Origin of the sequence: Streptomyces sp. NBC_00249 (assembly GCF_026342355.1) — a bacterium.
GTDB lineage: Bacteria > Actinomycetota > Actinomycetes > Streptomycetales > Streptomycetaceae > Streptomyces.
This window is the reverse complement of record NZ_JAPEMV010000009.1, coordinates 23,681-48,419: the sequence shown is the minus strand read 5'-3', so window position 1 is coordinate 48,419 and position 24,739 is coordinate 23,681. Positions and strand designations below refer to the sequence as shown.

Sequence of the window (24,739 nt, the reverse complement as noted above, 5' to 3'; positions counted from 1 at the left end):
GCATCACGGGGACGGCCTAGCCCGCCGCGCGGGGGAGGCGGCGTTCCCAGGTGCGGTGGAAGACGACCTCGTCGCCCTCGCGGCAGACGACCTCGTTCGAGGTGAGGAAGCCGCCCTCGTCGCACGTGATCTCCGAGCGGGTTTCCACCCGCGCGTCCCAGCCCAGTTCCGGCCGGTGCAGCCGGATCCGCCACTCCGACCGCGTCCGCGCGGACAGGGCGTCGCCATCGCGGATCTCGTAGACCTCCTGCGCGTCCTCGCTGAACTCCAGTCCGTCCGGGTAGATCCGGGTGCCCCCGTACCGCGGGTCCACCTCCAGCCGCCAGGCCCCGCGCGCGACGTCCCGTACGACGACCCGCTCCGGCCGCGGCTCGTCCAGGGTCTCCGGGTACACGACCCCCAGCGGTGCCGACTGCTCGGGCGCCTCGAAGACGATGCCCGCGTCGGCGGCGGGGGAGCCGGAGCGGACCGGGAGTTCGAGGGTGCTGCCCGCCGGGTCCAGGGTCCAGCCGGCTTCCGAGCCGGCCCGCGGCCAGATCCACGGCCAGTACGCGGAGGACACCGCGAGCCGGATCCGGTGCCCGGGCGGGAAGGCGTGCCCGATGCCGTTCAGCTCGAAGGTGACGTCCTCCTCCGCGCCCGGCGTCCACGGCACGGCCCGCTCCCGCCCCTGGCGCGCCGACAGGTTCAGCGCGCCCCGCGTGATCAGCGTCGAGGCCCCGTCGGGGGCGACGTCGCACAGCCGGGCCACGACCTGCCCGTACGGGACGTCCATCCGCAGCCGCAGCGTCACCGAGGGCCTGCCGAGGATCTCCACGGGCTCCCCGTCCGGCACGGGGAACTCGAAGCACGCCGACTTGGCGTCCTCCTCCCGCTGGTCCGGCGGCAGGTCGGCGTCGTTGCCGAAGGGGAAGAAGCGCCCGGCGTCGAGCCCGGTGTGCTGCGGCGAGGCCACCGCCACCGGCAGGCCCTGGAGTCCGTACGACACCGGCACCACCGCCGGCGACGGCCACGCGCGCTCGCCGACCCAGCGGCCCTCCAGCCGCTCGTACACGGTGGCCGGCGGGTGCGACTCGCTGATCCAGGCGCGCAGCAGCGGCTCCTCCATGACCCCGTCGTCCTCGCCCTTGAGCCAGTGGTCCCACCAGCGCAGGGTTTCCTGGAGGAAGCCGATGGCCGGGCCCGGCGGCAGCCCCCGGTCGGGGTACTGGTGCGACCAGGGCCCGATCAGCCCCCGCACCCGGGACGCGGGCAGCGCGGCGGTCAGCCGGAGCACGGTGTCCCGGTACGGGTCGTGCCAGCCGCCGACCGCGAGGACGGCCGCACGGATCGCCCCGTAGTCCTCGCAGACGCTGCCGTGGCGCCAGTAGGCGTCGCGGGTCTGGTGCGAGAGCCAGGTGTGGATCAGCGGCTCCACGCCCTCCAGCCGGTCCAGCCATTGCTTACGCCAGCCCTCGCCCGCGTACAGGGGGTCCGGGGGGCGGGAGGCGAAGGCCAGCATGGTCGCCGCCCAGGCGTGCATGTCCACGGCCAGGACCGAGCCGCCCATGTAGTGCACGTCGTTGTCGTAGCGGTCGTCCGTCGAGCAGACCGTGACGACCGCCTTCAGCGCCTCCGGTGCGAGCGCGGCGATCTGGAGGCTGTTGAAGCCGCCCCAGGAGATCCCGAACATCCCCACCGCGCCCGTGCACCACGGCTGCGCCGCGAGCCACTTCACCACCGCGACCCCGTCGGCGAGTTCCCGGGCGTCGTACTCGTCGCCGGGGCGGCCCCCGCTGTTGCCGTGGCCGCGTACGTCGACGCGTACGGAGGCGTAGCCGTGCCCGGCGTACCAGGGGTGGCGCTGCCAGTCGCGCGGCGCGGTCCAGTCGGTCAGCCGGTACGGGAGGTACTCCAGCAGCGCCGGGACCTTCTCGTCGGTGACCGGGCGCCAGATCCGGGCGTACAGCTCGACGCCGTCGGGCATCGGGATCCGGACATCCTCGTGGGTGGCGGTGTACGGGAACTCGGTGCGGATGATCATGCGGCATCCATCTCAGTGAACGGGGTGCATCGTGCGGCGCAGCCAGGGCGCCAGGGCGATCACGGCCAGGCCGACGCCGATCGCGAGGGCGCCGTTGACGCCGAAGTACGCCGGGTTGGAGACGTGGCCGTAGAGCTTGACGACCTGTGCCTGGATTCCGTTGGCGAGCGCCAGCGAGAGGAACCACAGGGCCATGGTCTGGCTGGCGTACGCCTTGGGGGCGAGCTTGGTGGTGGCCGACATGCCGGAGGTCTCCAGCAGGACGTCGCCGAGCCCCAGCAGCAGGTACGAGCCGACGATCCACCAGGCGGCCATCTGATAGGTGTCGTCCGCGTGCCCGGAGGTAGGGATCACCATCAGCAGGAAGGACAGGCCGCCCAGGATCACCCCGATGGCGATCTTGTTCGAGGCGTGCGGCTGGCGGCGGCCCATCCGGACCCACAGCGCGGCCACGACCGGCGCGAGCAGCACCTCGAAGGCGCCGAGCGCGGAGGCGTACCAGCTGGAGGGGAAGTGGAAGCCGAGGATCTCGGTGCGGGCGTTCGTCGAGGCCAGCAGCATCATCGTCGAGTAGGCCTGGAAGAGGATGAAGTTGAAGGCCACCGACGCCAGGAAGAGCACCACGTACGGGCGCAGCCGTCCGCGTTCCTCGTCCGTGACGCGCGGGCTGCGGAACATCAGCGCGAAGTAGACGACCGGCGCGATCACCGACACGAGGGTCAGCAGGTCGACGAAACGGGCCATCGTCAACCAGCCGATGGCAGCCAGGAGGGTGGCGAGTACGGCGAAGAGGAGACACCCGCCGACGATCTTCCAGACGGCGGAACGCATCGCCTCGGGCGCCAGCGCGCCGGGTTGATTTACAGATGTGGCCGAATGCTTGCGCCCGGCCAGGTGGCGGCGTCCCAGCACGTACTGGACCAGGCCGGCGGTCATGCCGACGGCGGCGGCGGAGAAGCCCCAGTGCCAGCCCTTGTGCTCGCCGAGCCAGCCGGTGATCAGGGGTCCGGCGAAGGCGCCGATGTTGATGCCCATGTAGTACAGGGCGAAGCCGGCGTCGCGCCGCTCGTCGTCGGTGCGGTACAGCTTGCCCACCATGCTGGCCACGTTGGGCTTGAGCAGGCCGGTGCCGGCGCTGATCAGGCCGAGGCCCGCCCAGGTCATGGCGGCGGTGGGCACGGCCATGGCGTAGTGGCCGCAGGCGATGAGGATGCCGCCGAAGAGGACGGCGCGGTACGAGCCGAGCATCCGGTCGGCGAGCCATCCGCCGGCGACCGAGACGAGGTAGACCATGGTCCCGTAGGCCGCCGCCACGGAGGCGGCGGTGCCCGGGGACATGCCCAGGCCGCCGTGTGCAACGGTGTCCGCGAAGTAGAGGACGAGGATGGCCTGCATGCCCAGGAAGGAGAACCGCTCCCACACCTCCAGCCCGGAGAGCGTGGCGAGACCCCTGGGGTGCCCGAGGAAGGCGTGGTCGTCCCCGGGCGGCGGCTGGTCCGCCTCCGGATCCCTGGGTTCGTCTATGGCGGTCGAAGATCTGGACAAAACGTATTCTCCGGTTGTTTCGGCTTCCACCGAACATACCGGTGCGCTTCGGGCGATGCGCGCGTGGCGGCCGGGAAGGCGCCCTGGGTGATCGAAAACAGACCGGATACGCTGGCTTGAGTGATGGCAGCGACACATCGACAATCCATGTGATCGTCAAGGTGATCGTCAGCAGACAGGAGTACCCCTCGTGACCGTCGTCGGGCCGTTCGGACTGAGCGTGCGGGACCAGGCTCTTGAAACCGATGTCCAGGCCGGACTGGCCGCCGTCGAGGCGGGTCTGCTGGAAGCCACCAAGAGCGAAGTCCCCTTCATCACCGAGGCCGCACAGCACCTCGTGCGGGCCGGAGGCAAGCGGTTCCGCCCGCTGCTGGTGATGCTCGCGTCCCGCTTCGGCGACCCCTACGCGCCCGGCATCGTGCCGTCCGCGGTGGTCGTCGAGCTCACGCACCTGGCCACGCTCTACCACGACGACGTCATGGACGAGGCGGACGTCCGCCGCGGGGTGGAGAGCGCCAACGCCCGCTGGGGCAACTCCGTGGCCGTCCTGACGGGTGACTTCCTGTTCGCCCGCGCCTCGCACATCCTGGCGGACCTCGGGCCGGAAGCCGTACGCATCCAGGCGGAGGCCTTCGAGCGGCTCGTGACGGGCCAGATCCTGGAGACGGCCGGTCCGCGCGACGGCCGCGACCCCGTCGCCCACTACCTCGACGTCATCGCCGGCAAGACCGGCTCGCTCATCGCGGTCTCCGGCCGCTTCGGCGCGCTGATGTCCGGCGCCGACGAGTCCGTCGTCGACATCCTCACCCAGTACGGCGAGCGCCTCGGCACCGCCTTCCAGCTCGCCGACGACGTCCTCGACATCGCCTCCGACTCCCACGAGTCCGGCAAGACCCCCGGCACCGACCTCCGCGAGGGCATCCCGACGCTGCCCGTGCTGCGGCTGCGGGAGATCGCGGACCAGGGCGGCCGCCCCGAGGACCTGGAACTCGTGAAGATGCTGGACGGCGACCTCACGGACGACGCCCTGCACGCCGAGGTCCTGGCCCGGCTGCGGGTGCACCCCGCGCTGGAGCTGGCGCGCCGCGACACCATCCAGTACGCCGAGGACGCGCGCGCCATGCTCGCCCCGCTGCCGGAGTGCTTCGCGAAGTCCGCGCTGGAGGAGCTGTGCGACGCGGTGGTGCACCGCGCGGGCTGACCAGGCCGAACTTCCCAGGACAGGGCCCTGCTGCCCCCGCGACCCTTACGGGTCGGGGGAGGAGGGCCCTTTCCGTGTCATCCCACGGTCGTACGCGGAGTTGATTCCGGGGACTGACGCCCGGTGCGCCCGAATTTGGTCAGATGGAGTCATCAACCCCACCGGATCGGGTGAGCGCGGCGCCACGGGGGCCGCCGCCATTGACGACACAGAGGGCAGGGCACTGACATGGCAGCGAACACGAAGACCTCGCGCAAGGCCGCACGGTACGCCGTACCGGTGGCGGTGGCGGGTGTCGCCGCCGCAACCGTGGCGATGGTTCCGGCCTTCGCCAACGCCGGGGGCCCGGACCTGCCCAAGGTGACGGCGCAGCAGCTCATCGAGAAGGTCGCGGCGTCCGACGCGCAGCAGCTCTCCGGCACCGCCAAGCTCACCACCGACCTCGGCCTGCCCAAGCTGGCCACCGGCCTGCTGGGCGGCGGCGGTGTGGCCGGCGGCTCGGCCAACCCCGAGGACAAGATCGCGCAGCTGGCCAACGGCACGCACACCTTCCGGGTCGCGGCCGACGGCCCGGACCGCCAGAAGCTGACCTTCCTCGACGGGAAGGACGAGTACACCCTCGTCCACAACGGCGCCGACGTGTGGGGCTACGACTCCAAGTCCAACGAGGTCTTCCACGAGAAGGACGCCGAGCGCGGCGGCGAGAAGGGCGGCGACCACAAGAAGACCGCCGACCGCCTCGCCACCTCCCCGCAGCAGATCGCCCAGGACATCCTCAAGGCCGCCGGCCCGACCACCGACGTCAGCGTCGGCGACACCGCGCAGGTCGCCGGACGCGACGCCTACCAGCTGGTGCTGAAGCCGAAGCAGTCCGGCTCCACGGTCGGCTCGGTGCAGATCGCGGTGGACGCCAAGAACGGCGTGCCGCTGCGGGTCCAGCTGCTGTCCAGCCAGGGTGGCAAGCCGATCGTCGACGCGGGCTTCACCCAGGTCGACTTCGCCAAGCCCGCCGCCGACGCCTTCACCTTCACCCCGCCGAAGGGTGCCAAGGTCACCGAGGGCACCGAAGGCGCGGAGGGCAAGGCCAAGGAGCACGGCAAGGAGTTCAAGGCGCTCGAGTCCTTCCCCGGCCTGGACGCGCTGACCGGCGGGGCAAACGGCAAGGGCGACACGAAGATCCTGGGCGAGGGCTGGGCCACGGTCGCGCGCATCGACACCGGTGCGGGCGCCTCGGGCAAGAGCCTGAAGGACCTGGAGAACGACAAGAACGCCCCGAAGGAGGCCAAGCAGTTCCTGAACTCCCTCGGGGACAAGGTCACCGGCAAGTTCGGCGAGGGGCGGGTCTTCTCGACCCGCCTGGTCAACGCCCTGATCACGGACGACGGCAAGGTCTACGTTGGCGCGGTCACCAAGGACCAGCTGGTCAAGACGGCCGACGCCGCGAAGTGACGGCGGCTGCGTGAAGTAGCGGCGCCACCGCGAAGGGTGGCCCGGGACCTGTGTCCCGGGCCACCCTTCTGCCGTTCCCCTCCTGCGTACAGCACGGCCGCTGTACCGTGAAAGCCATGTCGAGACACGTCACCATCCGCCTGGACGAAGAGTTCCACGAACGCCTCAAGGCGCGCGCGGCGGCCCTGGGTACGACGGTCACCGCGCTGATCACCGAGGTCACGGAACGCGAACTGGACGAGGACCGCAAGCGGTTCCTGTCCGGCATCGAGGAGTTCGCCGACCACTGGAGCTACTTCCAGGAGCGGTTCGGCAATTGAAGATCACCATGGAATGGGCCTGGACCGCCCTCGCCCACCACCTGCCGTCGGATCCCGCCGTATGGGACCCCTCCGGGGTGGCCGCCGCCGTCGCCCGGCACCAGAACGACCTGGTGCTCGTGCCCGAGCAGCCCGCCCCCGACACCGCCTGGCGGGCCGCGGCCTTCCTGCACACGCTCGCCGTCTGCCCGGCGCTGGAATCCCCGATGAACGAGTTCTACGCGGCCGCCGCCACCCGCTCGTACCTGCGGGTGGCCGGGGCGAAGCAACTGCCCTCGCCCGAGGAGCTCGGCGATCTGGTGGAGGCCGCGAAGCTGGGCCGCGCGGACGTCGCGGCGGTCGCGCGGGAACTCCGGGCCCGGATCCAGGACCCGCTGCCCGCCTCGCTACGCACGGCCGGCGAGGACGCGTAGGACCATCGGGGCCTCGTCGGGGTGCAGGCGCAGCTCGGTCGCGCCGTCCTCGGAGCGGAAGGCGACGCTGATCTCGTCGGCGGAGACGGGCTCCAGGGGCGGGAAGTCCGTCTCCCCGCCCGCCTGCGTGTCCTTCGCCTGCCAGCGGACCGGCCCGCCCGCCCCGCCCGGGGGGAGTGCGAGGTGCCCCTCGCGCCACTGGCCGGCGGTGAGTTCCCGGTCCCGCAGGTCGCACGGGACGTGCACGGCGCGGCCCTGCGCGTGGTCCGCGAGACGCCGCAGCCGCCGCCGTCTGCGCACCAGGAGTGCGGGGTTGACGGCGGCGGCGGCCTGCGCGAGCAGGGTGAACAGGGCGGCGATGAGCTCCGGCATGATCCGATCAGACCACGCCGGAGCCCTAGAGGTCTAGACCACTAGGCGTTTTTCGCCGATCAGAGCTGTCAGACCTGTCAGATCTGTCAGAAGGTGATCTTCCAGCTGTTGATGTAGCCGACGTCCTGCGCCGCCACGTCCTTGACCTGGAGCTTCCAGACCCCGTTGGCGACCTCGCTCGACGCGTTCACCGTGTAGCTGGCGATCACGTTGTCGGCGGAGTCCGAGCCGGAGTTCTTCAGCAGGTACGCCGTGCCGTCCGGGGCGATCAGGTTGATCACCAGGTCACCGCGGTAGGTGTGGACGATGTTCACGTCGACCTTGGTGGTGGCCGGCGCGTTGCCCGTGACGCCCGACACCGTGATCGGCGAGGTCACCGCGGCGGCGGGGGAGTCCGGGATCGTGACGTCCGCCGTGTTCTCGAAGGACGGGCCCGGCGGGACCGGGGTGGCCGCCCCGAGGTTCCAGATCGCGTACGCGATGGCGTCCGAGTTGCGGTCCAGGGCGGTGTCGTTGATGTTCGTCAGGCTGTCGCACGAGGAGTGGTAGCAGCGGTCGAAGGCCTGACCGGAGGTGCCGCCCCACTTCTGGGCCTGGGCCGCCGTCTTGGTGTAGTCGGCGCCCGAGAACAGGCCGCCGACCGGGATGCCCGCGTTCTTGAAGGGCGCGTGGTCCGAACGGCCGTCGCCCTCGGTCTCGATCTCCGTGGAGATGCCGAGGCCCGCGTAGTAGTTCTTGAAGGTCTGCTCGATCGTCGGGTCGTCGTCGTAGACGAAGTAGCCCGGGTTCGGCGAGCCGATCATGTCGAAGTTCAGGTAGCCGGAGATCTTCGCCTTCTCGGCGGCCGGCAGGCTGTTGACGTAGTACTTCGAGCCGATCAGGCCCAGCTCCTCCGCGCCCCACCAGCCGAAGCGCAGGTGCTTCGTCGGCTGGAGGTTGGCGCGGGACACGGCGAGGGCGGTCTCCAGGACGGCCGCCGAGCCCGAACCGTTGTCGTTGATGCCGGCGCCGGAGGTCACCGAGTCCAGGTGCGAGCCGGACATCAGCACCGAGTTGGGGTCACCGCCCGGCCAGTCGGCGATCAGGTTGTAGCCGGTGGCGCCGCTGCTGGTGAAGGTCTGGAGCGTGGTGGTGAAACCGGCCGCGTCCAGCTTGCCCTTCACGTAGTCGATCGATGCCTTGTAACCGGTCCGCCCGTGGGCGCGGTTGCCGCCGTTGGCGGCGGCGATGGAGGAGAGCTGCGAGAGGTGGGCCTTGACGTTGGCCAGCGGGATGTCGGGCGGCGTCGGCGCGGCGGTGACCGCCGTGGGTGCGGCCAGCGCAGCGGGAGAAGTGGCGGACAACAGCCCCGCGACCGCGATAGCGGTCGCGGCGGCGAGGCGCCGGGAGACGGACAGGCTCATGTGGGGGCTCCGGGATTCCGTATGGGGATGCGACGGAACGTGCGGGGATACAGCAGGTGAGCGATAGCGCGTCAGTGCGAGCCTGATGTTCAGCGAGAGTATGACTATGCGTCAAGACCATAATTCGGTCAGGGGTGTTCGAAAAACGGACGATCCCCGGTACGGATGGTCCGTACCGGGGATCGTGGGAGCGGGGAGGCTGCCGGGGCCGTCCTACGCCGGCTCGCGCGCCGGAGCCGCGGGCGCGGCCGGGGCGCCCGTCGGCGGGGTGAGCGCGGCAGCCGCCGAGGCGGCGGCGAGCCGGGCCCGGGAGCGCCGCGAGGTCCGCAGCGCGTCCCAGGTCAGGATGGCCAGCGCGGCCCACACCAGGGAGAAGCCGGCCCAGCGCTCGGGCGGCATCGCCTCGTGGAAGTACAGGATCCCGATGGCGAACTGGAACACCGGCGCCAGGTACTGGAGCAGCCCCAGCGTGGACAGCGGCACCCGGATCGCGGCCGCCCCGAAGCACACCAGCGGGATCGCGGTCACCAGACCGGTCGTGGCGAGCAGCGAGGAGTGCCCGAGGCCCTCCGAGGTGAAGGTGGACTGCCCCCGCGCGCCCAGCCACAGCAGGTAGCCGAGGGCGGGCAGGAAGAGCAGGGCCGTCTCGGCGGTCAGCGACTCCAGGCCGCCCATGTCCAGCTTCTTCTTGATCAGCCCGTACGTCGCGAAGGAGAAGGCCAGCACCAGCGAGATCCACGGCGGCCGCCCGTACCCGACGGCCAGCACCACCACCGCGGCGAAACCGATCCCCACGGCCGCCCACTGCGCCCGCCGCAGCCGCTCCTTGAGGACCAGCACGCCGATCGCGATGGTCACGAGGGGGTTGATGAAGTAGCCGAGGCTGGCCTCCACCACCTGGCCGTTGTTGACCGACCAGATGTACAGGCCCCAGTTCACGCTGATCACGGTCGCGGCGAGGGCCGTCAGCGCGAGCTTGCGCGGCTGGCGCAGCAGCTCGCCCATCCAGCTCCAGCGGCGCAGCGCGAGCAGTGCGATCCCGACGACGGCCAGCGACCACACCATGCGGTGCGCGAGGATCTCGACGGCTCCGGAGGGCTTGAGCAGCGGCCAGAAGAGGGGGACGAGCCCCCACATCCCGTACGCGCCGAATCCGTAGAGCAGACCCGTGCGCTGCTCGGTCTGTGCCTTCACGGGGCCTCCAGTGCGACTTCCGGCCAAATTCACAACCTCACGACCGTAGCGCCGCACAGGGGGTGCTGTCATGCCCGTAACGGGGAGATACTCATGACACCTGCGAGACGCTCCGGTGAAGGTCCGGCCGTGCTCCAGCGGCGCTCAGGCGCCCCGGGCCCCGGCCGCTCAGACCAGGGCGGCCGCGATGGCCTCGGACACCGGGGTCGTCGGCCGCCCGATCAGGCGGGCCAGGTCACCGCTGGTCCCGGCCAGCCGGCCGCGCGAGATCGCCGCGTCCACGTCGACGAGGAGCGTCGCGAAGCCCTCGGGAACCCCGGCGCCGGTCAGCACGGTCAGGTGCGCGTCCGCCGGAACGGCCGCGTACGAGACCTCGCGCCCCGACTGCCGCGCCACCTCGGCGGCGTACTCGGCCAGGCTCCAGGCGGTGTCCCCGGACAGCTCGTAGACCTGGTTGAGGTGGCCCTCGCCGGTCAGCACCGCCGCGGCGGCCGCCGCGTAGTCGGCCCGCGACGCCGAGGCGATCCGGCCCTCGCCCGCACTGCCGACGACCGCGCCGTGCGCCAGGACGCCGGCGAGCTTGCCGGTGTAGTTCTCGTGGTACCAGCCGTTGCGCAGGAAGGTGTGCGGCAGGCCGGAGTCGAGGATCGCCTGCTCGGTGGCCTTGTGCTCGGCCGCCAGGTCGAAGTCGGCCTCGGGGCCGCCGAGGATCCCGGTGTAGGCGAGCTGGGCCACGCCGGCGGCCTCCGCCGCCTTGACCACGGCGAGGTGCTGCGGGACGCGCTGCCCGACCTCGCTGCCGGAGATCAGCAGGACCCGGTCGCCGGCCCGGAAGACGTCGGCGAGGCTCGCCGGGTCGCTGTAGTCGGCGATGCGTACGTCGACACCCTGCGCGGCGAGGCCGGCGGCCTTCTCCTTGTTGCGGACGACCACGGCCACCTCGGTGGCGGGCACCTTGGCCAGCAGCTCTTCGACGACGAGACGGCCGAGGGCTCCGGTGGCTCCGGTGACGACGATGCTCATGACGGTTCACGCTCCAGTTCGGTGCTGAGTGCTGAGTGCTGAGTGCTGACTGCTGCTGCTCGCTGTTCGTTGACACCAGCTTATGGAAAGCGCTAACTAATCGTAAGTACCTACTTTGGAGTAAGGTACTGGTATGGAAGTAAGTGTCGAACCGAGCGTCCAAGCCCCGAACGTCAAAGCCCCCATGTGCCCCTCGCGCGGCATCCTGGAGCACGTCACCAGCCGCTGGGGCGTCCTGGTCCTCGCCACCCTGGTCGAGCGCTCCTACCGGTTCAGCGAACTGCGCCGGGAGGTGGGGGGCGTCAGCGAGAAGATGCTCGCCCAGACCCTCCAGACCCTGGAACGCGACGGCTTCGTCCTGCGCCACGCGCACCCCGTGATCCCGCCGCACGTCGACTACTCCCTGACCGACCTCGGCCGGGAGGCCGCCGAACAGGTGTGGGCCCTGGCCCGCTGGACGGAACGCCGCACGGGCGAGGTGCAGAGCGCCCGCGCCGCGTACGACGGGGCCCGGACCCCGTAAGGACGGAATCCGGGCCCTGGGAAGAGATGACCTAGCCGACGACCGTCCACGTGTCGCTGCCGGCGAGCAGGGCCGCCAGATCGGCCTTGCCCTGCTGCTCGACGGCGGTGTCGAGCTGGTCGGCCATGAGGGTGTCGTAGACCGGCCGCTCGATGCTGCGGAAGACGCCGATGGGCGTGTGGTGCAGGGTGTCGGGGTCGGCCAGCCGCGAGAGGGCGAACGCGGTGGTGGGCGAGGCGGCGTTCGCGTCGTGGACGACGACGGCCGACTCGTTCTCCGGGGTCACCGTCACGACCTCCAGGTCCCCGGTGGCCGGGTTGCGCACGACGCCCTTGGCGTCGTCGGCGCCGAAGCGGATGGGCCGGCCGTGCTCGAGGCGGATGACGGCTTCGAGGGCCTGGTCCTTGTCCTTGAGGACCTCGAAGGCGCCGTCGTTGAAGATGTTGCAGTTCTGGTAGATCTCGACGAGGGCGGTGCCGGGGTGGTCGGCGGCCTGGCGCAGGACCTCGGTGAGGTGCTTGCGGTCGGAGTCCACGGTCCGGGCGACGAAGGATGCTTCGGCGCCGAGGGCGAGGGAGACCGGGTTGAAGGGCGCGTCCAGCGATCCCATCGGGGTCGACTTGGTGATCTTGCCGACCTCTGAGGTGGGGGAGTACTGGCCCTTGGTAAGGCCGTAGATCCTGTTGTTGAAGAGGAGGATCTTGAGGTTGACGTTGCGGCGGAGGGCGTGGATGAGGTGGTTGCCGCCGATGGAGAGGGCGTCGCCGTCGCCGGTGACGACCCAGACGGAGAGGTCGCGGCGGGAGGAGGCGAGTCCGGTGGCGATGGCGGGGGCGCGGCCGTGGATGGAGTGCATCCCGTAGGTGTTCATGTAGTACGGGAAGCGGGAGGAGCAGCCGATGCCGGAGACGAAGACGATGTTCTCCTTCGCCAGGCCGAGTTCGGGCATGAAGCCCTGGACGGCGGCGAGGACGGCGTAGTCACCGCAGCCGGGGCACCAGCGGACCTCCTGGTCCGACTTGAAGTCCTTGGCCGCCTGGACGGCCTCCGCCTTCGGGACGAGTGACAGGGCTTCAGTGGGCACGGCTTGCCTCCTGGACGGCCTCGGCCAGCTGCTCGGCCTTGAAGGGCATTCCGTTGACCTGGGTGACGGAATGGATGTTCGTCAGGTACTTCGCCCGCAGCAGGGTCGCCAGCTGCCCGAGGTTCATCTCCGGCAGCACCACCGTGTCGTACTGCCCCAGCACCTCGCCCAGATTGCCCGGGAAGGGGTTGAGGTGGCGCAGGTGGGCCTGCGCGACCGGGAAGCCGGAGGCGCGCAGCCGGCGGACGGCGGCGGTGATCGGGCCGTACGTCGAGCCCCAGCCGATGACCAGGGTGGTGGCGCCGTCGGGGTCGTCGACGTCGAGGTCGGGGACCTGGATGCCGTCGATCTTGGCCTGGCGGGTGCGGACCATGAACTCGTGGTTCGCGGGGTCGTAGGAGATGTTGCCGGTGCCGTCCTGCTTCTCGATGCCGCCGATGCGGTGTTCGAGGCCGGGCGTGCCGGGCACCGCCCACGGGCGGGCGAGGGTTTCCGGGTCGCGCTTGTACGGCCAGAAGACCTCGGTGCCGTCGGCCAGCTCGTGGTTCGGGCCGGTGGCGAAGCGGGTGCGCAGATCCGGCAGGCCGGCCACGTCCGGGACCTTCCAGGGCTCGGAGCCGTTGGCGAGGTAGCCGTCGGAGAGCAGGAACACCGGGGTGCGGTAGGTGAGGGCGATCCGAGCGGCGTCGATGGCGGCGTCGAAGCAGTCCGCCGCCGTCCTCGGCGCGACGATCGGCACCGGGGCCTCGCCGTTGCGGCCGTACATGGCCTGGAGCAGGTCCGCCTGCTCCGTCTTCGTCGGCAGACCCGTCGACGGGCCGCCGCGCTGGATGTCCACGATCAGCAGCGGGAGTTCGAGGGAGACGGCCAGGCCGATCGTCTCCGACTTCAGCGCCACACCCGGCCCGGAAGTGGTCGTCACCCCCAGCGCCCCGCCGAAGGCCGCGCCGAGCGCGGCGCCGATCCCGGCGATCTCGTCCTCGGCCTGGAAGGTGCGGACGCCGAAGTTCTTGTGCTTCGACAGCTCGTGCAGGATGTCCGAGGCGGGGGTGATCGGGTACGAGCCCAGGTAGAGCGGCAGCTCCGCCTGCTGGGCGGCCGCGATCAGCCCGTACGACAGGGCCAGGTTCCCCGAGATGTTGCGGTAGACCCCGTTGGGGAACGCGCTGGAGGCCGGTGCCACCTCGTAGGAGACGGCGAAGTCCTCCGTGGTCTCGCCGAAGTTCCAGCCGGCCCGGAAGGCGACGATGTTCGCCTCGGCGATCGTGGGCTTCTTCGCGAACTTCTGCCGCAGGAAGCTCTCCGTACCCTCCGTCGGACGGTGGTACATCCAGGAGAGCAGGCCGAGCGCGAACATGTTCTTGCTGCGCTCGGCCTCCTTGCGGGAGAGGTCGAAGTCCTTCAGGGCCTCCACCGTGAGGGTGGTCAGCGGCACCCCGTGGACCCGGTAGGCGTCCAGCGAGCCGTCCTCCAGCGGCGACGTCGCATAGCCCACCTTGGCCATCGGGCGCTTCGTGAACTCGTCCGTGTTCACGATGATCTCCGCGCCGCGCGGCACGTCGGCGATGTTCGCCTTCAGCGCGGCCGGGTTCATCGCGACCAGCACGTCCGGGGCGTCGCCCGGGGTGAGGATGTCGTGGTCCGCGAAGTGCAGCTGGAACGAGGACACGCCCGGCAGGGTGCCGGCGGGGGCGCGGATCTCGGCCGGGAAGTTCGGCAGCGTCGAGAGGTCGTTGCCGAAGGAGGCCGTCTCCGAAGTGAAACGGTCACCCGTCAGCTGCATACCGTCACCCGAGTCACCCGCGAAGCGGATGATCACATGATCGACGCGACGGACTTCCTTCTCGCCCGTGGGCGGCAGGGCTACTTCGGTCATGGCTCAGGCCTTGATCTCGCAGATGGTGGCGCCCGAGGTGAGGGAGGCACCGACCTCCGCCTTGAGCCCGGTGATCGTGCCGGAGCGGTGCGCGTTGAGCGGCTGCTCCATCTTCATGGCCTCCAGGACGACGATCAGGTCGCCCTCGTTGACCTGCTGGCCCTCCTCGACCGCGATCTTGACGATCGTGCCCTGCATCGGGGACGCGAGGGTGTCGCCGGAGACGAGCTTGACGTTCTTCTTGTTCCGGCGCTTCGCCTTGGGGCCCGAGCCGCCACCGGCCGGCGCGCCCTTGGCCAGCGCGCCCAGCGACGACGGGAGCGTCACCTCCAGGCGACGGCCGCCGACCTCCACCACCAGCGATTCGCGGCCCGCCTCGTCCTCGGCGTCCTCCGCGGCGCCGGGCGCGTTGAAGGCCTTGATGTCGTTGACGAACTCGGTCTCGATCCAGCGGGTGAAGACGGTGAAGGGGGTGCCGTCGGTGGGGGCGAAGGCGGGGTCGGTGACGACGGCGCGGTGGAAGGGGATGGCGGTGGCCATGCCTTCGATCTCGAACTCGTCCAGGGCGCGGGCGGCGCGCTGGAGGGCCTGTTCGCGGGTGGCGCCGGTGACGATGAGCTTGGCGAGGAGGGAGTCCCAGGCGGGTCCGATGACGGAGCCGGACTCGACGCCGGCGTCGAGGCGGACGCCCGGGCCGGTGGGCGGGCTGAACCTGGTGACGGTGCCGGGGGCGGGGAGGAAGCCGCGGCCGGGGTCTTCGCCGTTGATGCGGAACTCGATGGAGTGGCCGCGCAGGACGGGGTCGCCGTAGCCGAGTTCCTCGCCGTCGGCGATGCGGAACATCTCGCGGACGAGGTCGATTCCGGCGACCTCCTCGGTGACGGGGTGTTCGACCTGGAGGCGGGTGTTGACCTCGAGGAAGGAGATGAGGCCGTCGGCGGAGACGAGGAACTCGACGGTGCCGGCGCCTACGTATCCGGCTTCCTTGAGGATGGCCTTGGAGGCGGCGTAGAGCTCCTCGTTCTGGGCCTGGGTCAGGAAGGGCGCGGGGGCTTCCTCCACCAGTTTCTGGTGGCGGCGCTGGAGGGAGCAGTCGCGGGTGGAGACGACGACGACGTTGCCGTGGCTGTCGGCGAGGCACTGGGTCTCGACGTGGCGGGGCTTGTCGAGGTAGCGCTCGACGAAGCATTCGCCGCGGCCGAAGGCGGCGACGGCTTCGCGGACGGCGGAGTCGTAGAGCTCGGGGACTTCTTCGAGGGTGCGGGCGACCTTGAGGCCGCGGCCGCCGCCGCCGAAGGCTGCCTTGATGGCGATGGGCAGGCCGTGTTCCTTGGCGAAGGCGACGACCTCGTCGGCCCCGGAGACGGGGTCGGGGGTGCCCGCGACGAGGGGTGCGCCGGCCCGCTGGGCGATGTGGCGGGCGGCGACCTTGTCGCCGAGGTCGCGGATGGCCTGCGGGGGCGGGCCGATCCAGGTGAGGCCGGCGTCGAGGACGGCCTGGGCGAAGTCGGCGTTCTCGGACAGGAATCCGTATCCGGGGTGGATGGCGTCGGCTCCGGAGTCGGCCGCTGCCTGGAGGACCTTGCCGATGTCGAGGTAGCTGGCTGCCGGGGTGTCACCGCCCAACGCGAAAGCTTCGTCTGCCGCGCGGACGTGCAGGGCGTCCCGGTCCGGATCGGCGTAGACGGCTACGCTCGCGATCCCGGCATCCCGGCAGGCCCGAGCAACGCGGACAGCGATCTCGCCGCGGTTCGCAATGAGCACCTTACGCACGAACGCTCTCCTCAACTCGGTTGACAGAACCGTTTCTCCGGACCCGGTCCGACCGACGGGATCCAGCCGGATCCTCCGTCGCCACATTCGAACCATCGACGGACAGAACGTAACGCCGGATCCCCGCGAGCGGTCCACCGGCAGGTAATCAGCGGACGAGGACCGCCAGAGAACGCCTGGTGACCGGGCCGTGATCGGGTGGCCCGGCCCTGGGTTTCTCTACGGCTCTTCGTTCGCGTCTCATGGAGGTAAGCGGTCATGACCGATGTGTCCCGTCGGGGTCTCATGAAAGGCGCCGCGCTGACCGGCGGGGCCCTCGCCCTGCCCGCGCTCGGCGTCGCTTCGGCTGCCGGCACCGCCCAGGCGGCCGTCGTCGAAGGCACCGAGGAGGTCGCGGCGGACGCCGCGGCCCGCGCGGTCGCCGCCCCGATCACCGTCACCCCCGCCGACCCCCGCTACAAGGGGCTCATATCGGGCTCCAACCAGCGCTGGGTCGGCACCCCCGACTACGTGCGCATCGTCAGCTCCACCGACCAGGTCGTGCGCGCCGTGCAGGAGGCCGTCGACAAGGGCCTCAAGGTCGTCGTCCGCAGCGGCGGCCACTGCGACGAGGACTTCACCACGAACTCCGAGGTGAAGGTCGTCATCGAGATGTCCGGCCTCAACAACATCGCCTACGACGCCGAGCGCCGCGCCATCTCCGTCGAGCCCGGCGCCCTCCTCGGCACCGTCTACCGCACCCTCTACAAGCGCTGGGGCGTCGTCCTGCCCGGCGGCACCTGCCCCACCGTCGGCGCCGGCGGCCACATCCAGGGCGGCGGCTACGGCGCCCTGTCCCGCTCCCGCGGCCTGACCGTCGACCACCTGTACGCCGTCGAGGTCGTGCACGTCGACCGCGCCGGCCGGGCCCGCAAGGTGGTCGCCACCCGCGAGGCCAACGACCCCAACCGCGACCTGTGGTGGGCCCACACCGGCGCGGGCGGCGGCAACTTCGGCGTCGTCACCCGCTACTGGCTCCGCTCGCCGGGCGCCACCGGCGACGACCCCTCGAAGCTGCTGCCGAAGGCCCCCTCCGAGGTGCTCCTCTCGGACGTCAGCTGGTCCTGGGCCGACCTGAACGAGGCCTCCTTCACCCGCCTCGCCCGCAACTTCACCGCCTGGCACGAGGCCAACTCGGCCCCCGACTCCCCGGGCCGCTTCCTCTACAGCCAGTTCAAGGCCATGCACAAGGCCGCCGGCTACTTCCGGATGAGCACCCAGGTCGACGCCGGCGCCCCGGACCCCGAGGGCCTGCTCGACGGCTTCCTCGCCGCCGTCTCCGAGGGCACCGGCGTCCGCTACACCGTCGGCGACCGCTACCGCGCGCCGTGGATGTACGCCGTCACCGAGTGGTCCGGCTTCGTCGAGGCCGCCGTCCCGCGCTGGAAGTCCAAGGCGGCGTACGTCCGCAGGACCATGCCGCAGGACCAGCTCAGCGCCCTGTACCGGCAGCTGACCCGCGACGACTACGCCGGCCCGTACGGGATGGCCGCCATCGTCAGCTTCGGCGGCAAGATCAACGAGGTGGGCACCTCGGACACCGCCACCGCCCAGCGCGACTCCGTCGCCAAGATGCTCTACTGCGCGCTGTGGACCGACCCGACGCAGGACGAGGCCAACAAGCGCTGGGTCCGCGAGGCCTACGCCGACGTCTACGCCTCCACCGGCGGCGTCCCGCGCACCGGCGGCGTCAACGACGGCTGCTACATCAACTACGCCGACGCCGACATCGCCGACCCGTCCTTCAACACCTCCGGCATCCCCTGGCACCAGCTGTACTTCAAGGGCAACTACCCGCGCCTGCAGCAGGTCAAGTCCCGCTGGGACCCCAGGAACGTCTTCTCGCACCGCCTGAGCATCCAGCTCCCGTAACGGGCGCGCCGCACGGCGCTCAGGACAAGGGGAAAGCCCCGCCGGCCCTTCCGGGCCGGCGGGGCTTTCTCATGGCCGCCCCCGTCACGGGGCCGCCGGGAAGTGGCCTTCCTGGACGAAGAAGCCGACGTACAGCTCGAACAGTTCCTTCGTCAGCACCGGGATCTCGATGCCCGTGCCCTGGAGCGCCGCCGCCGTCTCCGTGGTGTCGATCGGCGGGTAGAAGCCGTCGGTGTCCGACGTCATCATCTCGAAGGCGTCCAGCAGCGGCAGCAGGGCGTTGTCGCCCGCCTTGACCGTGGCGTCCCACGTGTCCCGGTCCACCTCGTCCAGCTCGTAGCCGACGCCGCGCAGGAACTCCGCGCACTGGCTGAGCGAGAGCGAGCTCTGGTTGAAGAGGTGGAAGGTACGTCCGACCGTGTTCGGCCGGCGCGAGATGCCGGTGATGGCCGCGCTGACGTAGTCGACCGGCAGCAGGTGGAAACGGCCCTCGGTGCCCTTGGGCACGCTGCGGGACTGCACCAGCCCCTTGAGGGTCAGCCAGACGAAGTCGCGGGTCTGGCAGGCGCCGTTCACCTGGTCGCCGGAGATCACGTCGACGCGGTACACCGACACCGGCAGACCGCGGTCCCGGGCCAGTCCGATGATCTGCTCCGCGACCCACTTCGAGCGCAGGTAGCCGCTCGGCAGGTTCTCCGCCGGACCCGTCGGGTCCGTCACCTTCAGCGGGACGCCGGGCTCGCGCACCCCGTCGAAGACACCGACGGTCGAGACGTAGTGCACCGGGACCGTACGGTGGCGCGCGGCGAGCCGCAGCACCTCCTCGGTGCCCGTGACGTTCGAGGCCTTGAGGGTCTCGTACGGGTGCAGCCAGTGCACGCGGGCGCCGTTGTGGTAGACCACGTCGACGGTCCGGGCGAGCTGGTCGAAGGCCTCCTCGGTCAGGCCCAGGCGGGGCTCCGCCAGGTCGCCGAGGACGATCGTGAGCCGGTCCTCGTCGATCTCGTCCCACACCCGGTACCACTGGGCGTTGGCCTTCAGCCGCTCCAGCGCGCTCGCCTCGTCCTCACCGCGGACCAGGGTGTGCACCCGGCCCGTGGTCGTGCGCATCAGGTCGCGCAGGAGGAACGCGCCGAGGAAGCCGCTGGCCCCCGTCAGCAGGATCTCCTTCGGGTCGGAGGCCGTCAGGACCACCTCCGCCGCCGGCTGGATGTCGTCCGCGAGGTGGACCTCCGCCGCGAAGTCGGTGCCCTTGCGGCCGGTGGAGGAGCTGGCCACCTCCCCGTGCAGGAACGCGGCGAGCGCGACCGGCGTCGGGTGGTCGAAGACCAGCGTCGGCGGCAGCTTCAGCCCGGTGGCCGTGCCCAGCTGGTTGCGGAGCTCCACCGAGGTCAGCGAGTCGAAGCCGAGGGCCGAGAAGGCCTGGTCGACGACGATCCCCGAGGTGTCCGCGTGTCCGAGGACCGCCGCGACCTGCGCGAGGACGACCTCCAGGACCGCCCGCTCCTGCTCCTCGGGCTCCAGCCCGGCGAGCCGGTCGGCCAGGCTCTCCGTGCTCGCCTCGGTGTTCTGCGCGGCCCTGCGGACCGGCGTACGCACCAGCTTGCTCAGCAGCACCGGCACCTGCACCTGCTCGCGCAGGGTCGACAGGTCCATCGGGGTGGCGACCAGGGCCGCGTGACCGATGGTCAGCGCGATGTCCAGCAGGGCCGGGCCCTGCTCCGACTCGACCGGGCGGAAACCGCTCCGGGCGATGCGCTGCAGGTCCGCCTGGTCGAGGTGGCCGGTCATGCCGCTGGTCTGCGACCACAGGCCCCAGGCGAGCGAGGTCGCCGCCAGGCCGTGGGCCCGGCGGTGCTGGGCCAGACCGTCGAGGTAGTGGTTGGCCGCCGAGTACGTCGACTGGCCGGGGCCGCCGACGACCGCCGCGATCGAGGAGAACAGCACGAAGGCGGACAGGTCCAGGTCCTTCGTCAGCTCGTGCAGGTTCCACGAGGCGTCGACCTTGGGCCGCAGCACCGCCGAGAGCCGCTCCGGGGTCTGCGAGCCGATCAGGCCGTCGTCGAGCACACCGGCGGTGTGCAGGACGCCGGTCAGCGGGTGCTGCTCCGGGATCTCCGCCAGGACGGCGGCGAGCGCCTCCCGGTCGGAGACGTCGCAGGCCGCTATCGTCACCCGCGCACCGAGGGCCGTCAGTTCGGCGGCCAGCTCGCCCGCGCCGTCCGCGGCGAGCCCGCGCCGGCTGGTGAGCAGCAGGTTCCGCACGCCGTGCTCGGCGACCAGGTGCCGGGCGAACAGGCCGCCCAGGCTGCCGGTGCCGCCCGTGATCAGGACGGTGCCCTCCGGGTTCCAGGTCCCGGTCGGCTCCGCGTCCGTGTCGGAGATCCGGCCCAGGCGCGGGATCAGCACCCGCCCCGCCCGTACCGCCGACTGCGGCTCGCCCGAGGCGACGACCTGGGCCAGCACCGCGAACGGGTCGGCGGCCGGGTCGTCCAGGTCGAGGTCGTGGTCGACGAGCATGATCCGGCCCGGGTTCTCCGACTGCGCGGAGCGCAGCAGACCCCAGACGGTGGCCGCGCCCAGGTCGGTGACGTCCTCGTCGGAGACGGCGACGCCGCCCCGGGTGAGGAACACCAGCCGGGTGTCGGTCAGCCGCTCCTCGGCCAGCCAGTTCTGGACGAGCGCCAGGGCGGTGTGCGCCGCCGTGTGCACGTCGGCGGCCGCGTCCCCGGTGTCCGGGGTCTCCTGCCGGGCCAGCACCACGTCCACGCGCTCGCCCGAGCCGACCACCCGCGCGGCCCGCGCCACGTCGGTGAAGCGGCGGTCGCCGAAGCCGTCCTTGCCCAGGGTCGCCCAGTGCGTGGTGTCCCCGGCGGCCACGACCGGGTACGGGGCCCAGTCCACGTGGAAGAGGGAGTCACGGTTGCGGGCCAGGGCGTTGGAGACCTCGCCGACCGCGATCGCGCGGCAGGCCACCGCGCCGACCGTGGCGACGGGCTGCCCCGTCCGGTCGGCCAGCTGCACCTTCAGCGCGCCGTCGGCGTCGACGGACAGCCGCACCCGCAGCTTGGAGGCGCCGGTCGCGTGGAGCCGTACGCCCTTCCAGTCGGTGGAGATCCAGACCGCGCCCTCCGGCACGGTCCCGTAGCTGGCCAGGCAGGACGCCGCGAGGGCGACCTCCAGCAGGGCCGGGTGCAGTCCGAAGCCCGCCGGGCCCGTACGGGAGCCCTCGGGCAGGCTGACCTCCGCGTACACCTCGGAGTCGCCGACGGACCAGACGGCGTCCAGGCCCTTGTAGACCGGGCCGTACACGTAGCCCTGCGTCGCGAGCTTCTCGTACGCGTCCCCGAGCGGGACCTCCTGCGCGCCGGCCGGCGGCCACTCGGTCAGCTCGAACGGCTCCTCGGCGCCCTGGAAGCTGAGGTGGCCGCGGGCGTTGAGGGTCCACGGCACGTCGGCGTTGTCGGGCCGCGAGTAGACGGCGACCTCACGGCGGCCGGAGCCGTCCGGGGAGCCCACGCTGACCTGGACGTGCACGCCGCCCTTCGCGGGCAGCGCGAGCGGGCCCAGGATCGACAGGTCGTCCAGGACGTTCAGGCCCAGCTCGTCGCCGGCCCGGATGGCCATCTCCACCAGGGCGGTGGCCGGCACCAGGGTCTGGTCGAGGACGACGTGGTCGGCGAGCCACGGGTGCGTGCGCACCGACAGCCGGCTGGTGAACAGCACCTGGTCGGCGCCCGCGATGGTGACCGAGGCACCGAGCAGCGGGTGGTCCGCCGACTCCAGGCCCAGGTCGGAGGCGTCCGCGAAGATCCCGGTCTGCTCGACCCAGTAGCGCTCGTGCTGGAAGGCGTACGTGGGCAGGTCGGTGCGGGCGGCGCCCGTACCGGCGTAGAAGGCGTCCCAGCGGACCGCGACGCCCGAGGCGTGCAGCAGGCTGAGCGCGCTCACCAGGGTCTCGGCGTCCGGCCGGCCCCGGCGCAGCAGCGGGACGGCCGCCACATCGGAGAGGGTGTCGCGGACCAGCGTCGACAGGACCGCGTCCGGGCCGATCTCGGTGAAGGTGGTGGCGCCGAAGCCCTCCATGGTGCGCACCGCGTCCGTGAAGCGGACGGCGCCGCGGACCTGGTCGGTCCAGTAGGCCGGGGTGCGCAGGTCGTCGCCGGTGGCGAGCTTGCCGGTGAGGGTGGAGATGACCGGCAGCTGCGGCTTGTTGTAGGTGAGCGTGGCCGCGACCTGCCGGAACTCCTCCAGCATCGGGTTCATGTGGGGGGAGTGGAAGGCGTGCGAGACGGTCAGGCGCTTCGTCTTGCGGCCCAGGTCGGTGATCTTCGCGGCGACGGACAGGGCCGCCTCCTCGTCCCCGGACACGACCACCGAGGTCGGGCCGTTGACCGCGGCGATCGCGAGCCGGTCCTCCAGACCCGCGATGAGGGGGAGGACCTCCTCCTCGGTGGCCTGGAGGGAGATCATCGCGCCGCCCTTGGGCAGCGCCTGCATCAGCTTCGCGCGGGCCGCGACCAGCTTCGCCGTGTCCGCGAGGTCCAGGACGCCCGCGATGTGGGCGGCCGTCAGCTCGCCGATGGAGTGGCCCGCCAGGTGGTCGGGCTTGATGCCCCAGGACTCCACGAGCCGGTACAGCGCCACCTCGACCGCGAACAGCGCGGGCTGGGTGTACGCCGTCTCGTCCAGGCCCTCGCCGGAGGCGATGACCTCACGGATCGGGCGCTCCAGGTGCTTGTCCAGCTCGGCCGCGACCGCGTCGAAGGCCTCCGCGTACACGGGGAAGGCGGCGTACAGCTCCTCGCCCATCCCGGTGCGCTGCGCGCCCTGCCCGGTGAAGACGAAGGCGTTGTGGCCGCCCGCCTTCGTCCCGCGCACGATCCCGGCGGCGGGCTCGCCGGCGGCCAGCGAACGCAGGCCCTCCAGCAGCGCGTCACGGTCCGCGCCGACGACCACCGCGCGCTGCTCCAGCGCCGCGCGGCCGGTGGCCAGCGAGAACGCCACGTCCAGCGGGGAGGTGGACGGCTCGGCCTCGACGCGCTCCAGCAGCCGCGCCGCCTGCCCGGCGAGGGCGTCGGGGGTCTTCGCCGACAGCGCCCAGGGCAGTACGGGCAGCACGTGCGCGGGACCGTCCTCGGCGCCCTCCGGCGCCTCGGCACCCTCCGGGGCCTCCAGGGCCGGCGGCTCCTCGAGGATCACGTGCGCGTTGGTGCCGCTGACGCCGAAGGCGGAGATGCCCGCCCGGCGCGGGTGCCCGTACGAGGGCCACTCGCGGGCCTCGGTGAGCAGCGAGACCGCGCCCGACTCCCAGTCGACCATGGGGGTGGGCTCGTCGATGTTCAGGGTCTTGGGCAGCACCCCGTGCCGCATCGACATGATCATCTTGATCACGCCGCCCGCACCGGCCGCCGCGACGCTGTGCCCGATGTTCGACTTCAGCGAGCCGAGGTACAGCGGCTGGTCGGCCGGACGGTTCTGCCCGTACGTCGCCAGCAGCGCCTGCGCCTCGATCGGGTCGCCGAGCCGGGTGCCGGTGCCGTGCGCCTCGACCACGTCCACGTCGGAGGCGAACAGCTTGGCGCTGGCCAGCGCCTGGTGGATGACCCGCTCCTGGGAGGGGCCGTTGGGGGCGGTCAGGCCGTTGGAGGCGCCGTCCTGGTTGACGGCGCTGCCGCGGATCACCGCGAGCACCTCGTGGCCGTTGCGCCGGGCGTCCGACAGCTTCTCGACGAGGAGCAGGCCCACGCCCTCCGACCAGGCGGTGCCGTCGGCGGCCGCCGCGAAGGACTTGATCCGGCCGTCCTCGGCCAGGCCGTTCTGCCGGGAGAAGTCGACGAAGCCGCTCGGGTGGCCGGAGACCGTCGACCCGCCGGCCAGCGCCATCGAGGACTCGCCCTTGCGGACCGACTGCACGGCCAGGTGCAGCGCCACCAGCGACGAGGAGCACGCCGTGTCCACGGACACGGCCGGGCCCTCGAAACCGAAGGTGTACGAGATGCGGCCGGAGGCCACCGCGCTGAGCTTGCTGGTCATCAGGTAACCCTCGAGCTCCTCCGGGCCCTCCAGGCCCAGGTAGCTCTGCTCCACGACACCCGCGAACACACCGACCGGCGTGCCGCGCAGCGTGGTCGGGTCGATCCCGGCCTGCTCGAAGGTCTCCCAGGCCGTCTCCAGCAGCACTCGCTGCTGCGGGTCCATGGCGAGGGCCTCGCGCGGGGAGATGCCGAAGAAACCGGGGTCGAAGAGGGCCGCGCCCTCCAGGAACCCGCCCTTCTTCGTGTACGACTTGCCGGGCTTGCCGCGCTCGGGGTCGTAGATGGCGTCGATGTCCCAGCCGCGGTCGCCGGGCCACTCGGTGATCCCGTCGGCCTCGTCCGTGACGAGCTTCCACAGGGTCTCGGGCGAGGTCACCCCGCCCGGGAAGCGGCAGGCCATACCGACGATGGCGACCGGCTCGTCGTTGCCGGCCTCCAGCTCCGCCAGCCGCTTGCGCGCCTTCTGCAGGTCGGTGGTGACCCACTTCAGGTACTCGACCATCTTCTGTTCTTTGGACGCGGCCGGATCCGAAGACGCTGCCGGTCCGTTGTGCTGGGTCTCATTGGACATGAGAGATCAACTTCTCCTCA

Annotated in this window: 16 protein-coding genes; 6 read left to right on the top strand and 10 right to left on the bottom strand. The window is 71.4% G+C overall.

Annotated elements, in window-relative coordinates; all coding sequences use genetic code 11:
- Nucleotides 1-16: 16 nt before the first annotated feature.
- The gene (locus tag OOK31_RS32020) at nt 17-2,023 is read right to left on the bottom strand and encodes a CocE/NonD family hydrolase (protein ID WP_267090897.1); all 2,007 of its coding nucleotides are present in this window, start codon (nt 2,021-2,023) and stop codon (nt 17-19) included.
- Nucleotides 2,024-2,035: 12 nt separating this feature from the next.
- Nucleotides 2,036-3,547, bottom strand: coding sequence for a peptide MFS transporter (locus OOK31_RS32015; RefSeq protein WP_267091222.1), 1,512 nt, complete (start codon nt 3,545-3,547; stop codon nt 2,036-2,038).
- A 211-nt stretch (nt 3,548-3,758) separates the two neighbouring features.
- On the opposite strand from OOK31_RS32015, the gene OOK31_RS32010 reads away from it, so the two are divergent.
- From OOK31_RS32010 to OOK31_RS31995, 4 genes are all read left to right on the top strand, one after another.
- Nucleotides 3,759-4,769 (top strand): polyprenyl synthetase family protein, encoded by a 1,011-nt coding sequence (locus OOK31_RS32010; protein WP_267090896.1) that lies wholly within the window; start codon nt 3,759-3,761, stop codon nt 4,767-4,769.
- 228 nt (nt 4,770-4,997) lie between these two features.
- The gene (locus OOK31_RS32005) at nt 4,998-6,218 is read left to right on the top strand and encodes a sigma-E factor regulatory protein RseB domain-containing protein (protein ID WP_267090895.1); all 1,221 of its coding nucleotides are present in this window, start codon (nt 4,998-5,000) and stop codon (nt 6,216-6,218) included.
- Nucleotides 6,219-6,334: 116 nt separating this feature from the next.
- Nucleotides 6,335-6,538, top strand: coding sequence for a hypothetical protein (locus OOK31_RS32000; protein ID WP_267090894.1), 204 nt, complete (start codon nt 6,335-6,337; stop codon nt 6,536-6,538).
- On the top strand, nt 6,535-6,951 hold the full coding sequence (locus tag OOK31_RS31995) for a hypothetical protein (protein WP_267090893.1): 417 nt from the start codon (nt 6,535-6,537) through the stop codon (nt 6,949-6,951). The genes OOK31_RS32000 and OOK31_RS31995 overlap by 4 nt, the downstream gene beginning before the upstream one ends.
- On the opposite strand, the gene OOK31_RS31990 is transcribed toward OOK31_RS31995, so the two are convergent.
- The 4 genes from OOK31_RS31990 to OOK31_RS31975 form a co-directional block, all read right to left on the bottom strand.
- A complete protein-coding gene (locus OOK31_RS31990) occupies nt 6,925-7,323 on the bottom strand; it encodes a hypothetical protein (protein WP_267090892.1) in 399 nt (132 codons plus the stop codon). The genes OOK31_RS31995 and OOK31_RS31990 overlap by 27 nt on opposite strands.
- A gap of 86 nt (nt 7,324-7,409) precedes the next feature.
- A complete protein-coding gene (locus OOK31_RS31985) occupies nt 7,410-8,726 on the bottom strand; it encodes a M28 family metallopeptidase (RefSeq protein WP_267090891.1) in 1,317 nt (438 codons plus the stop codon).
- A gap of 213 nt (nt 8,727-8,939) precedes the next feature.
- Nucleotides 8,940-9,920, bottom strand: a complete 981-nt coding sequence (rarD, locus tag OOK31_RS31980) for an EamA family transporter RarD (protein ID WP_267090890.1) — start codon at nt 9,918-9,920, stop codon at nt 8,940-8,942.
- Between the two features lie 168 nt (nt 9,921-10,088).
- Complete coding sequence (locus OOK31_RS31975) at nt 10,089-10,943, bottom strand: SDR family oxidoreductase (RefSeq protein WP_267090889.1); 855 nt, start codon at nt 10,941-10,943, stop codon at nt 10,089-10,091.
- A 133-nt stretch (nt 10,944-11,076) separates the two neighbouring features.
- On the opposite strand from OOK31_RS31975, the gene OOK31_RS31970 reads away from it, so the two are divergent.
- Nucleotides 11,077-11,466, top strand: a complete 390-nt coding sequence (locus OOK31_RS31970) for a helix-turn-helix domain-containing protein (RefSeq protein ID WP_267090888.1) — start codon at nt 11,077-11,079, stop codon at nt 11,464-11,466.
- 31 nt (nt 11,467-11,497) lie between these two features.
- Here OOK31_RS31970 and OOK31_RS31965 read toward each other — a convergent pair whose 3' ends face one another.
- The 3 genes from OOK31_RS31965 to OOK31_RS31955 are packed head-to-tail and all read right to left on the bottom strand — an operon-like array spanning nt 11,498 to nt 16,199.
- Nucleotides 11,498-12,550, bottom strand: a complete 1,053-nt coding sequence (locus OOK31_RS31965) for a 2-oxoacid:ferredoxin oxidoreductase subunit beta (protein WP_267090887.1) — start codon at nt 12,548-12,550, stop codon at nt 11,498-11,500.
- A complete protein-coding gene (locus tag OOK31_RS31960; protein WP_267090886.1) occupies nt 12,540-14,426 on the bottom strand; it encodes a 2-oxoacid:acceptor oxidoreductase subunit alpha in 1,887 nt (628 codons plus the stop codon). Before OOK31_RS31960 ends, OOK31_RS31965 begins: the two co-directional genes overlap by 11 nt.
- 3 nt (nt 14,427-14,429) lie before the next feature.
- Nucleotides 14,430-16,199: a biotin carboxylase N-terminal domain-containing protein gene (locus tag OOK31_RS31955; protein ID WP_267090885.1), complete on the bottom strand. Its 1,770-nt coding sequence runs from the start codon at nt 16,197-16,199 to the stop codon at nt 14,430-14,432.
- Between the two features lie 258 nt (nt 16,200-16,457).
- Between OOK31_RS31955 and OOK31_RS31950 the strand changes: the two genes are divergently transcribed.
- Nucleotides 16,458-18,110 (top strand): FAD-binding oxidoreductase, encoded by a 1,653-nt coding sequence (locus OOK31_RS31950; protein WP_267090884.1) that lies wholly within the window; start codon nt 16,458-16,460, stop codon nt 18,108-18,110.
- A gap of 84 nt (nt 18,111-18,194) precedes the next feature.
- Here the strand turns inward: OOK31_RS31950 and OOK31_RS31945 are convergent, their stop codons facing one another.
- On the bottom strand, nt 18,195-24,719 hold the full coding sequence (locus tag OOK31_RS31945; RefSeq protein WP_267090883.1) for a type I polyketide synthase: 6,525 nt from the start codon (nt 24,717-24,719) through the stop codon (nt 18,195-18,197).
- Between the last annotated feature and the right edge of the window lie 20 nt (nt 24,720-24,739).